Here is a 15,406-nt window from a genome sequence, read left to right on the forward strand (position 1 = left end):
TGGCGGCCTCCATCAGGCGGGCGCGGTCGCGATGCGACCGGGGTCGAAGAGCTCGATGGGGTGGTGCGTGGTGCCGTCCAGCGCCAGGTCGGCGAGGATCTCGCCGACCACGGGCACGAACTTGAAGCCGTGCCCGGAGAATCCGCAGGCGACGGTGACGGCACCGGTGTGTGCCGGGTGCCGGGCGATGACGAAGTGCTCGTCGGGGGTGGTGGAGTACATGCAGGTGGCGGCCTTGATGAAGGTGCCGGGCAGGGTCGGGAGGCAGGACCCCAACTGCTCGGCCATCTCCCGTACTTCATGGTCGTGGACGGTGCGGTCGATGGTCTCGGGCGTGCAGACGGTCCCCTTGCGGAAGAACGCGGCCTTCGCGCCGCCGTCGGGTCCGTCGATGGCGGGGAAGCCGTAGATCTGGACGCCCGCCGCGTCCTCCCAGACATAGATGGGGTGCCGCTCGGGGACGTACGGCCCGGTACCTCCCTCGGGCTGGAACCAGTACATGATCTGCCGCTCGATGCTGAACGGCACCTTCAGGTCGGTGAGCAGCTGCGGCGCCCACGCACCGGGGCAGATGACCAGTTGGCCCGCGGTGTAGGTGTTCTCGGCCGTGTGGACGCGGACTCCGTCGCGGTACGGCTCCCAACGGGTGACCGGCTCCTCGAAGTGCAGCTCGGCGCCGCGCTGGGTGGCGAGCTGGAGGTGGGCGGCGACGGTGTTCTCCGGCCGCAGCAGCCCGGCCCGCGCCTCGTACAGCGCGACCTCGTCGTCGGCGGGCGTCAGCGTCGGGAAACGGTGGCGGATCTCCTTCGCGTCGAGCATCTCGTGCGGCAGGTCCCACTGCTCGGCGGAGCGCAGGGAGCCGGAGACGGTACGGGACTCGGGCCTGCCGACCATCACCCCGCCGCACAGGGTGGCGATGTCGCGGCCGGTGTCCCGCTCCAGCTCCTCGTACAGCTCGTAGGCGCGCAGCAGCAGCGGGACGTAGGCGGGGTCCTCGAAGTAGGACTGACGGGTGATCCGCGAACCACCGTGGCTGGAGCCGCGGCTGTGCACCGGGCCGAACTTCTCCAGGCCCAGCACGCGCGCGCCACGGGTGGCGAGATGCGCGGCGGCGGCGCTGCCCATGCCTCCGAGGCCGAGGACGATCACGTCGTACGCGGGCGCCATGTGTATCCCTTCTAGCGGCGGATGCGAGTCATCTTGGGGTCGAACAGGGGCTCTTCGGCGACGGTCGCCGCGACCTTCTCGCCGAAGTACTCCACATGGACGGCGGTGCCGGGCTCCAGCGGCGGCAGCCAGGCGTACGCGATACAGCGGCCGATCGTGTAGCCGTATCCGGCGCTGGTGACATATCCGGCGGGTGCGCCGTCGAGGTACACGGGCTCCTTGCCGAGGACTACGGCCGCCGGGTCGTCGAGGGTGAGGCAGGTGAGACGGCGCGGCATCCGCTCGGGGTCGAGGGCGTCCCGGCCGGTGAAGTCCCCCTTGTCCAGCCGTACCGCGAAGCCGAGCCCCGCCTCGTACGGGCTGTCCTCGGCGGTCATGTCCTGACCCCAGGCCCGGTAGCCCTTCTCGAGCCGCAGGGAGTTGAAGGCGCTGCGGCCCGCCGCGACCACCCCGAGGCGCTGTCCCGCCTCCCAGAGGGTGTCCCAGAGCCGCAGCCCGAGATCTGCCGTGGTGTACAGCTCCCAGCCCAGCTCGCCGACGTAGCTGAGCCGCAGCGCGGTGACCGGCACCTGGCCGATGTACGTCTGCCGGGCCTTGAAGTAGCCGAAGGCTCGGTGCGCGAAGTCGTCGCGGGTGAGCGGCTGGACGAGCTCGCGGGCGAGCGGCCCCCAGACTCCGATGCAGCAGGTGCCGGGGGTGATGTCCCGTATCTGCACGGCGGCGGGCGCGTGCCGCAGCAGCCAGTCGAGGTCGGCGGGCGAGTTGGCACCCACCTGGAAGCTCTCGTCCGCCAGCCGGGCCACCGTCAGATCGGACCGTACGCCGCCGGTCTCGTCGAGCAGCAGGGTGTACGTCACCGAGCCGACGGGTTTCTCCAGTTGGTTGGTGGTCATCCGCTGGAGGAAGGCGTGCGCGCCGGGCCCGGTCACGTCGAGGCGGCGCAGCGGAGTCATGTCGTACAGCGCGACCCTCTCGCGGGTGGCCTTCGCCTCGGCGGCGGCGATCGGCGACCAGTACCGCGCCGACCACGCGTCCCGCCCGGGGACCGGCAGCTCCTCCGTGAGCGGGGAGTTGGACGCGTACCAGTGCGGCCGCTCCCAGCCCCCGCCCTCCAGGAAGTACGCGCCGAGCTCCTGCTGCCGGCCGTAGAAGGGGCTGGTACGCAGCGGGCGGGGCTGCTCAAGGGGCTGGAGGGGGTGGATGACGTCGTACACCTCGACGAAGTTCTGCGCGCTGCGCTCGGCGACGTACGCGGGTGAGCGCTGTGCCTCCTCGAAGCGGGCGATGTCGCACTCGTGGATGTCGGTGCCCGGCCGTCCGTCGGTCATCCACTCGGCGACGGCCCGGGCGGCTCCGGCGGAGTGGGTGACCCAGACGGCCTCGGCGAGCCAGAAACCGCGCAGCCGGCGGGATTCACCCAGGACCGGCATCCCGTCCGGGGTGAAGGAGAAGACCCCGTTGAAGCCCTCGTCCACCGCGCTCTCCTCGAGGGCGGGCAGGAGCTCGACCGCGTCGTCCCAGCTCGACGCGAAGTCGTCCGGGGTGAAGGCGAGGGAGGACGGCATGACGGGTGCGTCGTCGTAGGCCGGGACGGCGAACGGGTCGACGGGCATGGGCCGGTGGGCGTAGGAACCGATGCCGATGCGGTCGCCGTGCTGCCGGAAGTAGAGATCGCGGTCCTGGTGCCGCAGGATCGGCAGTCCCTCGGTCGTGCCGCCCGGACCCTCGGTCGTGCCGTCCGGACCCTCGGTCGTGCCGTCCAGGCTTGCGGTCCTCGCGTACTGGTGGGCGAGCGGCAGCAGCGGTACGTCGACCCCGGCCATCGCGCCGATCACGGGGCCCCAGAACCCGGCCGCGGAGACGACATGGCCGGCCGGGAAGGAGCCGCGGTCGGTGACGACTGCGGTGACCCGGCTGCCGTCGCGGCCGCGCTCCCGCTCGATGCCGGTGACGGTGTGCCGGTCCAGGAAGCGGGCGCCGCGGGCCCTGGCCCGCTCCATCTGGGCCCGGGCCGCGTCCAGGGCGCGCGCCAGCCCGTCGCCCGGGGTGTGGAAGCCGCCGAGGACCCGCTCCTCGTCCAGCAGCGGCCACAGCTCCTTGCAACGGCGCGGGCCGAGCACCTCGCCCGGTACGCCCCAGGAGGCGGCGAGCCCGGCCTTGCGGTGCAGATCCGCCAACCGCGCCTCGGTGGTGGCGACTTCGAGGCCGCCGACCGCGTCGAAGGCCCCCAGCGCGGTGAACTTCTCGACGGTGTAGGCGGCGAAGGAGGTCATCGTGCGGGACGGGTTGGTCCGGAAGACCAGTCCGGGTGCGTGCGAGGTGGAGCCGCCGGGCGCGGGCAGCGGGCCCTGCTCCAGGACCGTGACGTCGGTCCAGCCGCGTGTGGTGAGTTCATCGGCGAGCGAGCAGCCGACGATGCCGGCCCCGATGATGACGACGGGCGTGCCGACGGATGCGCCGGCGGATGTACTGGGCATGCCTCAACCCCCAGCTGTTGCGCTGTGCACGACGGGTTGCGCGATGGGAGACATAGTGGGAACGCCGCACGGTCACCGTCAAGGGCTGAGCGTCAACACACGGTGTGATTTCCCTCGATGTAACACCAGAGGGCGCCGCCGCGAGCCGCGGACCGCTGGCCGAAACAGACCGCCGGGTTCAACTCCCGTAGCCGCTGGGTTCAGCCCCTGTAGCCGCCGGGGTTCAACCCCCGTAGCCCATACGGCGGGAGAGCTCTTCGGCCACCGCCATCGTCCGCTTGGCCAGCTTCGGCAGCAGTTCCTCGCCCATCCGGTAGGCGGGCCCGGAGACGCTGAGCGCCCCGGTCACCACCCCGTCGTGCGCGTACACCGGCGCCGCGACCGCGTTCAGCCCGATCTCCAGCTCCTCGACCGCGAGGGCGTACCCCTGCCCGGCGGCCGTGGTGAGCTGCGCGCCCAGCTCGGCGGCCGAGGTGACCGTACGCTCCGTGAACCGCTCGAGTCCGGCGGCGAGTGCCCGGTCCCGGGCGGCCACCGGGGCGTACGCGAGCAGGATCTTGCCGCTGGAGGTGGCGTGCAGCGGCGTGCGCCGGCCGAGCCAGTTGTAGGTTGTCACCGAGGCGGCCCCGCGGGCCTGGGCGACATTGACGGCCGCGTCGTCGTCCAGGATCGCGATATTGACGGTCTCGCCCACCTCGTCGGCCAGTTCACGACAGAGCGGTGTGCCCTCCTGCGAGATGTCGAGCCGGATGGCGGCGGCGCCCGCGAGGCGGAGCATTCCCGCCGCGAGGTAGTACTTGCCCCGGTCCTTGGACTGGGCGACCAGGCCGCGGTTCTCCAGCGCCCCGAGCAGCCGGAACGCGGTCGACTTGTGCACGCCCAGCTCGTCGGCGATCTCCGTGACGCCCGCCTCACCGTGCCGGGCGAGGCTCTCGAGCACGCTCACTGCGCGGTCCACCGACTGCACGGCGCTGGACTTTTCCGTCATCCGTACCCCCGCATTGCGTTGCGTATCGCGCTCAACGATGCACCATGTGCGTGCGCGCCTGCCCCATTGGGCGGAGGTTAACCGGGTCGGGTGGGGGTGACACTCAGTCCGCCGAGACCATTGGTGCGTACGGCGATCGACCCGAAGGGTGTACGCAATCTGAGCCATGCGCCCGCGGACAGCAGGGCAACGGGGACGCCCGGGCGCAGAAAGCCGAGCGACTGGGCGGCGTGCACGGCACGCAGCGGGAGCCCGGTCCCGCCGACGGTGCGCGACCAGATCTCGCGCCCGATACGGTCCCGCTCGCTGCGGGTGCGGCGCTCTTCGGGCAGCGCCTCGTCGCGGATGCGGAACTCGGCGACGGCGGCGGCCACAGCGCCCCGCATCGCACCCACCTCGGGCAGCCCGGTCAGCTCCCGCCAGCCGCCGCGGGGCGGCAGCACACCGGCCCACGGGGGCCCGGTGACGGCGGTGGGCACGGTGAACTCCGCCCCGCTCTCCCCGCCGATGGACTCCAGCAGCTCGCCCGCGGAGACGGTGACATCCAGTTCGACGGGGTCGTCGAGCCGCGCCGTACGGATCGCGAGCACCTCGAAGGAGGGCGGGCGCCCGAAAACGGCGAGGCTGTGTTCATTCCTGCCGGCGCCCCAGGCCTGAAGCCTGACCGCGGCGGCGCGATCGTAGTGGATCAACCGGGCGAGGAAGGCGGCGAGATCCTCCGCCTCCCTCGCATCGGCAAGGTGCAGACTCTGCACGGGCACGCTCATGCGACGAGAGCGCCCTCGTCAGCGTCGTCCAGGTACTCCTGGAGGAAGGATTTCTCCTCCGCGCTGATCCGGCGCGGGCGCTCGGCACTCATGTCGTAGGGCACGACGATGGTCGAGGCCCGCACATAGATCTGCGCGCCGGGGCCCTCGGCGTCCTTGACCTCGTACGCGATGGTCAGCGACGCCGCGCCGATCTTCGTCACCCACGACTCGATGATCACCGGCTCGTGCCGGTGGACCAGCGGCCGCTTGTAGTCGATCTCGTGCCGTGCCACGACGGACCCGCCCGAGAACGACGGGGAGCCGTCCCCCGGCGCCAGCCGGAACATGAAGTCGATCCGCGCCTCTTCCAGGTAGCGCAGGAAGACGACGTTGTTGACATGCCCGAAGGCGTCCATGTCCGACCAGCGGAGGGGGCAGCGGTAGATGTGGCGGGCCATGTCCGACTCAGCCCCGGGTGAGCTTCTTGTAGGTGGCACGGTGCGGGCGGGTCGCGTCCGCACCGAGACGCTCGATCTTGTTCTTCTCGTACGACTCGAAGTTGCCCTCGAACCAGTACCACTTCGAGTCGCCCTCGTAGGCGAGGATGTGCGTCGCCACTCGGTCCAGGAACCAGCGGTCGTGGGAGATGACCACTGCGGCGCCCGGGAACTCCAGGAGCGCGTTCTCGAGCGAGGAGAGGGTCTCGACGTCGAGGTCGTTGGTCGGCTCGTCGAGGAGCAGCAGGTTGCCGCCCTCCTTGAGGGTGAGCGCAAGGTTGAGGCGGTTGCGCTCACCGCCGGAGAGGACTCCGGCCGGCTTCTGCTGGTCCGGGCCCTTGAAGCCGAAGGCGCTGACGTACGCGCGCGACGGCATCTCGACCTGGCCGACGTTGATGTAGTCCAGCTCGTCCGACACGACCGCCCAGAGCGTCTTCTTGGCGTCGATGTTGGCGCGGCTCTGGTCGACGTAGGAGATCTTGACGGTGTCGCCGACCTTGATGGAGCCGGCGTCCGGCGTCTCCAGGCCCTGGATCATCTTGAACAGCGTGGTCTTGCCCGCGCCGTTCGGACCGATGATGCCGACGATGCCGTTGCGCGGCAGGGTGAAGCTCAGGTCGTCGATGAGGACCTTCTCACCGAACGCCTTGGAGAGGCTCTCGACCTCGACGACGATCGAGCCCAGACGGGGGCCCGGCGGGATCTGGATCTCCTCGAAGTCCAGCTTCCGCATCTTGTCCGCCTCGGCGGCCATCTCCTCGTAACGAGCAAGACGGGCCTTGGACTTGGTCTGACGGCCCTTGGCGTTGGACCGGACCCACTCCAGCTCTTCCTTGAGCCGCTTCTGGCGCTTCTCGTCCTTGCGGCCCTCGACCTTGAGGCGCGCGGCCTTCTTCTCCAGGTAGGTGGAGTAGTTGCCCTCGTACGGGTGCGCGCGGCCGCGGTCCAGCTCGAGAATCCACTCGGCGACGTTGTTGAGGAAGTACCGGTCGTGAGTGACGGCGACAACGGCGCCCGCGTACTTCGAGAGGTGCTGCTCCAGCCAGTTCACCGACTCGGCGTCCAGGTGGTTGGTGGGCTCGTCGAGGAGCAGCAGGTCGGGCGCCTCGATCAGCAGCTTGCAGAGCGCGACGCGGCGCTTCTCGCCACCGGAGAGGTTGGTGACGGGCCAGTCACCGGGCGGGCAGCCCAGCGCGTCCATGGCCTGCTCCAGCTGGGCGTCGAGGTCCCAGGCGTTGGCGTGGTCCAGGTCTTCCTGGAGCTTGCCCATCTCCTCCATCAGCGCGTCGGAGTAGTCGGTCGCCATCAGCTCGGCGACCTCGTTGAAGCGCTGCAGCTTGCCCATGATCTCGGCGGCGCCGTCCTGGACGTTCTCGAGGACCGTCTTCGACTCGTCGAGCTTCGGCTCCTGCATGAGGATGCCGACGCTGAATCCGGGCGAGATGAACGCGTCACCGTTGGAGGGCTGCTCAAGCCCCGCCATGATCTTGAGAACGGTGGACTTACCGGCGCCGTTCGGGCCGACCACACCGATCTTCGCGCCAGGCAGGAAGTTCAAGGTGACGTCGTCAAGGATGACCTTGTCGCCGTGCGCCTTGCGCGTCTTGCGCATGGTGTAGATGAACTCAGCCAAGAGAAACCGTCCGGCAGGAGGAGTGGGTGGGCAGATACACCCCATCTTGCCTGACCGCCACCCCGCGAAGGAAACCAGTATGGCCGAGGGTCCATGACCTGGTCGTTCCTTGATCGCACTCGTCGTCGATCTGGCACTGAATGTCGCCATCGGTCACTGCCGGGCGGCTTGCACGGCCCAGGGACGGCCGGGGAAGCCGTCGGCAGAAGACACCGGGAAGCCGGCACCCGTCCGGTCAAGTCCGGTGCGGGCACACGTGGGGCGGCTGGGTCAGGCGGCGTGGCGGGCTGCCAGAGATCTGAGACGAAGGGCGTAGACCACCTCGACCACGCCCAGAACGATCAGCCAGAGGCCGGACACCAGAGCGAGGGCCGCGAGCGAGCCGAACGGGAAGATGATCAGTACGACGCCGGCCAGGAGGGTGACGGCGCCGAGGAACACCTGCCAGCCGCGGGCGGGCAGCCCCTCGGTGGAAACCGCCACGACCACCAGCATGATCCCGCGGAGCAGCCAGCCGAATCCGATCCACAGGGCCAAGAGGAACAACGACTGTGCCGCTCCGCGGAAGCAGAGCAGTCCGAGCAGCACGCTCAGCGCTCCGGTGACGAAATGCAGCACCCGCATACTGCCGGGCACATGCGACCCGAAGGCGCCCGCCAGCTGAAAAGCGCCGTTGACCAGCAGGTAGACACCGAAGAGGGCACCGACCACCACCAGCGTCGCCTCGGGCCAGGCAAGGATGCAGGCACCCAGGGCGATGGCGGCGATTCCGGCACCGAGGAGGACCTGCCAGGCGCGCTTGGCGAGGGTGCCGAGCGCGCCTCCTGATACATCGCCGGCAAGGGAGGTCATGGCACCCGCCTTTCGTGCACAAGCCCGGTGACGTGAGGACGCACCCATCTTCTGTCGCTTCGGGCATCCCCGCACGGCAGGAGCTGCCGGTCGAGTGCGACCGCCCCCTTCGTGTGTCCACGGACAGTCCACAGGCCAGGGCCCGCATGCCGGTGCCCAGCAGGGAGTCTCTACACTCTGCCCCCATGTCCTGGGACCCTCAGCGCAACTACGGTGCGTACGGCGCAAGCGGCGCCGAGAGTGTGTACGACGCGAACCAAGCGAACGTCGCGGACGGCACCCTTGGCGTACACGCGGGGAACGGCGCCTACCAGGACGGTGGCGTCACCCCGGGCCCGCCGGCCGTGTACCACCCGAACGGCGATGGGGCCCAGGCTTATGACGGATACGTGGATCCGGCGGCGGCGCACGGGTGGCAGGAGACGGCGGCGACCGGTCACGGGGTTGTGCCTGACGACGTCGGGCACAACGACGGCTCGGTCTTCGTCGATCCATCGGGCCGCCGCAGCCGGCTGTTCCGCCGTGCGGTCCTCGCTGCCGCGGCGCTCTGTGCTGTCTTCATCGCCGTCGCGACAGCCGGATTCTTCAGTTCGGTGCCCTCCGGCGGCCCGCTGCCCTGGAGGCAGCAGGAGCGGACGCAGAAGCACTTGCAGAAGCAGGAACAGGACGGCTCGACGACGGCCACGGACCGGCCCGGCTCGACCGCCGGACCCACCGCCGCCCCGTCCGCCACGCCCGGAGGGTCCGCGAACCCGAACCCCTCGGCGAGCGCCTCCAAGACCGGCGGCGAGAGCAACGAACCCACCACCGCGCTACCCACGACCACAGCCGCCTCCACCACGAGCGCGCCGGGCAAGGGGAACTCCGGCGACCACCCCGGCCGCGGCCAGGGATCGACCAAGGGACCCCGCTGAGCGCACGACTCATCAACAAGGCAGCATGCGGCGGCCGGATGGAGGGTCAGACACCTCGGGCGGCACCGGCGGCATCCTCACAGCTCGACGGGCAGCGCACACGAGTGCTGACGGTAGAGGCCGGCCCCGGGACGCTCGGCGTGAGCCTGGCCTGCCGGGGCCTTCGTCAGCGCGGCCTCGCGTTGCGCTGACGCTCGCTCACTCCCCGGTGGGGGTCGTCTTCTTGCGGAGGAAGAAGACGGCGCCGCCGCCGACCACGACCAGGACGACCGCGATGCCCGCGATCTTCGGGGTGGCGGTGGAGCCGCCCGTCTCGGCGAGGTCGCCCTCAAGACCCGCGGTGGTGCCGCCGGCCGAGGCGGGGCTCGGCTGGGGCGCGGGCGCCCCTGCGGTCGTGATCGTGCTGCCGGTGGTCTTGCAGTCCAGCACGCCCTTGAAGTTCTTCGTGAGGCCGCCGGGTCCGGTGATGGTGAAGTCGTAGGCCTGGTCCTCGGCGACCGGGATGGTGACGGTCCTGGACGCACCGGCCGCTATGGAGTGCTTGAAGCCCATCAGCTCGAAGGTGAACGGCGCGTCGCCCTTGTTGGTGGCGGTGATGTCCACGCCGTTCTTGACGCAGTTCTTCTTGGCGGACAGGGCCGGTATCGCGCCCGCCTTCGCCCAGGTCGCGGTGGCGTTCGCGGAGACCGTGGACTCACTGGAGCCCGCCAGGATCTGGGTCTGGCTCTTGGTCACCCCGGCGAACGCCCGGCCCACCGGCACGGAGGTGGTGGCCTGCGCGGTCAGCGTCGCCGTACCGTCCGCGGCCCGGGACGGGACGTCGAAGTACAGCTTGCTGCCGTTGACCGCGGAGGTGACGGGCTTGCCGGCCGCGTCCGTGATCTTGATGCCGCTGGCGGCCGCGTCGGCCGGCGGGTTCACGGTGACCTGCCCGGCGTCGGTGCGGACCGTGACGGGGCCGAGGCGGCCGCCCGCCTTGCCGGAGACCGCGTTCGGCTCGAGGCTGAGCGAGGCCTTGGGCTCCGCGACGTTCTGCGCCTTGGCCTCCAGCCAGTCCGCGAGCTTCTCCGCCTGCGGGTCGATGGCCTGGACGTCCGCGCCGTCCGAGTGGCGCCAGATCGCCACTTGGGTGCCGGCCGCCGCGGTCTTCTCGGTGAGGGACCCGGTGCCCGCGTTCTTGGCCAGCGCCGCCAGGTCGTCGATCTGGGGGTAGGAGTGCTGCAGGATCCAGCGGATCCTGCCCGCGCTCCTGTTGCCGCCCAGGGACGTCTGGTTCCAGGGGGTCTCCAGATACTTCGCCTGGTCCTGGGTCGGGTTGTGGATGTCGATGCAGTACGTCTTGAGCCGGCCGCCCCCGTCGACGGTCATCTCGAACAGCCCGGCGGGAATCTCGTGGTTCTTGCCGTTCGCGCGGAGCACGGCGCGGTCGAAAGTCTTCAGCCCGTCGAGAGTGGCGACCGCGCCGCCCTGGTGCTGAGGGCTCTCGTCTGCGGCGGCCGCACTCGCACCCGCCATGGAGCCCGTCGCGATCAGGCCGGAAATCATGGCCGCGGCAGTAAGACGACGAGCAGCGCCCCGCCTGCGTACAGCTGACGCAGAGAACACAGCAAACACAGAATTCCCCTCCGGGCGAGGCCTTTCGCGTGACGCGTGGGGGGAGTGCCTCGCCTGCAGACTCAAGTGCCCCGTGAGTACCCGGAAATCCTAAGGATGCCGCGCACCCCCGTCCCCCGTCATACCGTCAGACAACCATTCCGACTCGGAATCGTTATCGCCGCCGACCCGCCACCCCCGTTTGCCCGTTTCGGATTCGGCAAATCTTCACAACTCCCGCCCAGGACAGGCCCGGACGACCCGGGCCGCCAGGTCAGGGCACAGGAGCCGGCGCAGCAACCTCCAGGGGACGCTCCGTCAGATTCGGTTCCCCCTTCACCACCCGGCGGAATGCCGACGTTCCCCGCGACAGGTCGTGTCCCACCGCCACCGCTTCGATGTCCACGAATGTTCTGCGCTGCCCGTCCCGCTCCTCCTCGCGCACCTTCAGTCTCCCGTGTACGAGAAGAGGTTCACCGACGGAGACCGAGCCTGCCAGATTCATGGCCAGCGCCCGCCGGGCGAAGACCGTGTAGAAGTTGGTGTGTCCGTCCGACCAGCTCCCGCTCTGCCGGTCCCACCGACGCGGCGTCACCGCAAATCGGAATCGCGCCACCCCTCCTGTCGCCGATTCCCGGTACTCCACATTCGTGGCGACATTGCCCACCACCGTCACCATCGTGTCGTTCATGACGGCACACCTCCCCGTCCGGTTGCATTGACCGGCCGCTACCGACCGGTCTCCATGCTGGACCGGACGGGAAGTTCCCGCCGACGCCTGTGGACCACCGCGCTTCTGTGGACAACTCCGCCACCCGAAAGGGCACCCCGGGCCGGACACTCCGGGCGGCTCCCGCCCGCCCCCCTCTCCGTCACCTGACGCGCGCTCTCGCCGCCACGCCGGACCCCACGCCCGTCCCCCCCGTCCCCGGCCCGGAACCCGACTCCGAACCCGACCCCGACACGGTCGCGTACTGCTCCCGCACCTCCCGGTACCGGAGCAGCTCCGCCGCCACCGGATCGAGCACCCTCGCCCGCCCGCACCCCGCGGCCGCCTCCTGCAGCCGGCGCTGCGCGTCCTGCCCGTACCGCCGCGCGGGCCCGCGTGCGGCCGCCGCGCACGCCCACTCCACCAGCGGCCCGCCCACGATCCCGGCGAGCATCACCAGCACCGGCGCCAGCAGCCCCGGCTCCAGCACGCCGACGATCTGGCCCACCAGCCACAGCCCGCCGTAGATCTGCAGCAGCGTCATCGACGCCTGCGCGAGTACCGCGGCCGGCCACCACGCGGGCCGCAGCGGCCGCCGGCCCCGGACATCCACCTCGCGCACCGCCAGCTCGTCCAGCGCCTCCGGCAGCCCCTCGGCCCCGCGCACCGCCGCCTCGCGCACCGCCGTTGCCCACGGCGCGGGCAGCCCCTGCGCCGCCTCGTCCGCGACCGTACGCACCGCCTGCTCGACCCGCTGCCGTGCCGTGAGTTCCTCCTCGACCGGCACCGTGGCCTCGGGCAGCCGGCCCCCCGGCATCCGGGTGCGCTCGTACCAGCGCCACAGCCGCAGCCAGGGCGTCCCGCACGCCCGTCCCGCATTCCTGGTCCACTCGCGCTCCGCCGCCTCGCCGGCCGCCGCCGCGCCGACCGCCTCCGCCAGCCGTGCCGAGAAGTCCTCGCGCGACCGCTCGCCGAGACCGGTACGCCCGTCGGCGACGTACACCGAGCGGAGCTTCGTCGCGGCCGCATCCACATCGGCGGACAGCCGGCGCGCAGCGGCGTTGCGGTCCTGCACGAACTTGCCGATGAGGTCCCGCAGTTCACCGACTCCCTCTCCGGTGAGCGCGGAGAGCGCGAGTACCGTGGCGCCCGGCTCGCCGTGTTCGCCGAGCGCCATGCCGTCCTCGTCGAGGAGCCGGCGCAGATCGTCGAGCACCAGGTCGGCGGCCTCGCCCGGCAGCCGGTCCACCTGGTTGAGCACCACGAAGGTGATCTCCGCATGCCCGGCGAGCGGCCGCAGATACCGCTCGTGCAGGGCGGCGTCCGCGTACTTCTCCGGGTCGACGACCCAGATCACCGCATCGACCAGTGCCAGCACCCGGTCCACCTGCTCCCGGTGCCTGACCACCGCCGAATCGTGGTCGGGCAGATCGACCAGGACGAGTCCGAACAGTTCCTCGTCGCCTCCCGCCAGCGGCCGGCGCCGCAGCCGGGGCGGGATGGCAAGCCGGTCCAGGAGCCCGGCCGAACCGTCGGACCAGGTGCAGGCGATGGGCGCTGAGGTGGTGGGCCTGCGCAGTCCGGTCTCCGAGATCGGCACCTGGGCCAGCGCGTTGAACAGCGCCGACTTCCCACTCCCGGTCGCTCCCGCGATGGCGACGACGGTGTGCCGGGCGGAGAGCCGCTGCCGGGCGGCGGCCTCGTCGAGGACCCGGCCGGCCTCGGCGAGGGTCTTCCCGTCCAGCCGGGTCTGTGACAGCCCGATCAGCTCGCGCAGGGCGTCGAGCCGTACCCGCAGCGGCCCGACGTAGGGCCCGCCGATCGGCAGATGCTCCTCGTCGAGGAGAGCCTCCGCGGCTTCGGCCTCCGTCTCCCCGTCCTCGTCCGGCTCCGCCGCGCGCCGGGCGATCAGCCCGTCGTCCCAGCGGTCGCCGGTCTCGTTCTCGTCGTCAGTGATGGCGGTCACCGCGGTCACCTCTCCTTCTGCAGTACGGACAGCGCGGCGATCAGTTCTGCCTGCGGCTCAGGGCTCACTTCGAGTGCGTCCAGCGGCGCGAGACGCCGGTCCCGTTCGCTGTGCAGTACGCGATCGATGTGCGCCGCCACCAGCTCGCCGCCCTTGTCGCGCAGCCGCAGCGCGCCCTGGGCCCCGATCAGCTCGGCGAGCCGCTCCCCCGCGGTGCGGGCCCGGCGCCCGCCGAACAGCGCCGCAGCGAGCAGCGCGGCCACCGTCTCGGGGTCGGGCGCGACGGTCCGCTCCAGCCGGCGCACCTCTTCCTCGGCGAGCTCCTCCACCTCCCGTCGCCATCGGCGTACGGCGATCCCGATCCGCTCCACCGACTCCAGGTCGACGCGGCCCTGAACGGCGACCGCCGCAGCGGCCGGCTCGCGCCGCCACGCCTCCAGTACGTGCTCGTCGGCGGCGGCGACGGCACACTGCAGCAGCGCGGAGAGGCTGGCGACCAAGGAGTCGAGGAGCTCGCCCGCGGAGCTGAAGCGGGGGTAGCCGCGCCACCGGGTCCGTGCGTCCCCGGAGAGCACTGCGCCGGCGCGCAGCCTGCCGCGGACCCGCGCGCGCTCCGTCTCGTACGCCTCATCGACCGCCCCCGTGAGCCGTACGGCCGCCGCGTACTGCCCGGCCACCGCGCTCGCGAGCTCGGGCATCCGCGCATTGAGCGAATCGATCACACCCGCTGCCGTACGGGCCAGTGCCTGCTGCCTGGCCGCCGGGTCCTGCGCCCGGTGGGCCAGCCAGTTGAACAGCGGCGCGACGGCACTGTTGGGCAGCAGCCCGTTGCCGCCGCCGGCCGACTCGGGCAGCTCGGGGATCGTGAACCGCGGCACCTCGCCGAGACCGGCCTTGGTGAGCAGCGCCCCGTACTGCCGCGAGACATCCGCGAGGACCTGGTGCGGCACCCGGTCCAGCACGGTGACCAACGTGGCGTCGTACTCCTTGGCCGTACGGAGCAGATGCCATGGCACTGCGTCGGCGTAGCGCGAGGCGGTCGTCACCATCACCCACACATCGGCGGCGCAGATCAACTCGGCGGCCAGCAGCCGGTTCTCGACGACCAGCGAGTCGATGTCGGGGGCGTCGAGGAGGGCGAGTCCGCGGGGCAGGGCGGCGGCGGTCTCGACCCGCAGCGAGTTCTCCTCGGCGGCATCGCCCGCGCCCTCGTGCACCCCCTCCGTCTCTTCCTGCTGCGGCAGCCATACGCGGCTGAGGTGGGGCAGCACCCGCATCCCCGCGAACCAGTGGTGGTCGTCGGGGTGGCACACCAGCACGGGCGTGCGCGTGGTGGGCCGCAGCACCCCCGCGTCACTGACCCTCCGCCCCACAAGGGAGTTGACGAGCGTCGACTTTCCGGCTCCGGTGGATCCGCCGACGACCGCGAGGAGTGGAGCTTCGGGCTCTTTGAGCCGAGGCACGAGGTAGTCGTCGAGCTGCGCCAGCAGCTCGACGCGCGTCTGCCGGGCGCGTGGGGCACCAGGAAGGGGAAGAGGGAGACGCACGGCGGCGACACGGTCGCGCAGGGCGGAAAGTGCATCGATGAGCTGAGGCCGTGCATCCAAGGTCACCACATGCGAAGAATGCCCAACTTTGGCGGCTTTTTGAAGCGTATGGGTATCTCTGCGCGCCGACCCGAGAGACGGGACAGACGGGATGAGTGGGGCGCAGGCATAACGAGTGCACAACACCCGGGACGCGAGACGTCAAAAGCGGTGCAGGAATCGCACCTGCCTGCGATTATCGGTTCGCTTCACCGAACCTCCACATCGTGCCACGCAGGTGAAGCAACCGGGTCAAGGCGATCGGAGCCCTATCC

The 15,406-nt window shown here is 70.9% G+C and carries 12 protein-coding genes; 1 reads left to right on the plus strand and 11 read right to left on the minus strand.

The window, feature by feature from the left end; all coding sequences use genetic code 11:
* Positions 1–12 precede the first annotated feature (12 nt).
* The 7 genes from solA to OG883_RS25320 form a co-directional block, all read right to left on the minus strand.
* Entirely contained in the window at positions 13–1,167 is a 1,155-nt protein-coding gene (solA, locus tag OG883_RS25290; protein ID WP_266545041.1) for an N-methyl-L-tryptophan oxidase, read from the minus strand.
* Between the two features lie 11 nt (positions 1,168–1,178).
* Complete coding sequence (locus OG883_RS25295) at positions 1,179–3,644, minus strand: FAD-dependent oxidoreductase (protein WP_266545043.1); 2,466 nt, start codon at positions 3,642–3,644, stop codon at positions 1,179–1,181.
* A 223-nt stretch (positions 3,645–3,867) separates the two neighbouring features.
* On the minus strand, positions 3,868–4,632 hold the full coding sequence (locus OG883_RS25300) for an IclR family transcriptional regulator (protein ID WP_266545046.1): 765 nt from the start codon (positions 4,630–4,632) through the stop codon (positions 3,868–3,870).
* A gap of 77 nt (positions 4,633–4,709) precedes the next feature.
* On the minus strand, positions 4,710–5,399 hold the full coding sequence (locus OG883_RS25305; protein WP_266545049.1) for a hypothetical protein: 690 nt from the start codon (positions 5,397–5,399) through the stop codon (positions 4,710–4,712).
* The gene (locus OG883_RS25310) at positions 5,396–5,839 is read right to left on the minus strand and encodes a thioesterase family protein (protein ID WP_266545051.1); all 444 of its coding nucleotides are present in this window, start codon (positions 5,837–5,839) and stop codon (positions 5,396–5,398) included. Before OG883_RS25310 ends, OG883_RS25305 begins: the two co-directional genes overlap by 4 nt.
* A gap of 7 nt (positions 5,840–5,846) precedes the next feature.
* Positions 5,847–7,511 carry an energy-dependent translational throttle protein EttA gene (gene ettA / locus OG883_RS25315; RefSeq protein ID WP_266545053.1) on the minus strand — a complete coding sequence of 555 codons (1,665 nt, stop codon included), beginning with the start codon at positions 7,509–7,511 and terminating at the stop codon, positions 5,847–5,849.
* Positions 7,512–7,781: 270 nt separating this feature from the next.
* The gene (locus OG883_RS25320; protein WP_266545056.1) at positions 7,782–8,363 is read right to left on the minus strand and encodes an HdeD family acid-resistance protein; all 582 of its coding nucleotides are present in this window, start codon (positions 8,361–8,363) and stop codon (positions 7,782–7,784) included.
* Between the two features lie 185 nt (positions 8,364–8,548).
* Between OG883_RS25320 and OG883_RS25325 the strand changes: the two genes are divergently transcribed.
* A complete protein-coding gene (locus OG883_RS25325) occupies positions 8,549–9,277 on the plus strand; it encodes a hypothetical protein (RefSeq protein ID WP_266545059.1) in 729 nt (242 codons plus the stop codon).
* Positions 9,278–9,475: 198 nt separating this feature from the next.
* On the opposite strand, the gene OG883_RS25330 is transcribed toward OG883_RS25325, so the two are convergent.
* The 4 genes from OG883_RS25330 to OG883_RS25345 all read right to left on the minus strand — a co-directional run bounded on the left by OG883_RS25330 (position 9,476) and on the right by OG883_RS25345 (position 15,161).
* Positions 9,476–10,822 carry an LAETG motif-containing sortase-dependent surface protein gene (locus OG883_RS25330; RefSeq protein WP_266545061.1) on the minus strand — a complete coding sequence of 449 codons (1,347 nt, stop codon included), beginning with the start codon at positions 10,820–10,822 and terminating at the stop codon, positions 9,476–9,478.
* Between the two features lie 322 nt (positions 10,823–11,144).
* A complete protein-coding gene (locus OG883_RS25335; RefSeq protein WP_266545064.1) occupies positions 11,145–11,561 on the minus strand; it encodes a single-stranded DNA-binding protein in 417 nt (138 codons plus the stop codon).
* 181 nt (positions 11,562–11,742) lie between these two features.
* The gene (locus tag OG883_RS25340; RefSeq protein WP_266545067.1) at positions 11,743–13,545 is read right to left on the minus strand and encodes a GTPase; all 1,803 of its coding nucleotides are present in this window, start codon (positions 13,543–13,545) and stop codon (positions 11,743–11,745) included.
* A 5-nt stretch (positions 13,546–13,550) separates the two neighbouring features.
* Positions 13,551–15,161, minus strand: a complete 1,611-nt coding sequence (locus tag OG883_RS25345) for a dynamin family protein (RefSeq protein WP_266545070.1) — start codon at positions 15,159–15,161, stop codon at positions 13,551–13,553.
* Positions 15,162–15,406: the final 245 nt, after the last annotated feature.

The sequence above is a fragment of the Streptomyces sp. NBC_01142 genome, from assembly GCF_026341125.1.
In the GTDB taxonomy this organism is placed as follows: Bacteria; Actinomycetota; Actinomycetes; order Streptomycetales; family Streptomycetaceae; genus Streptomyces.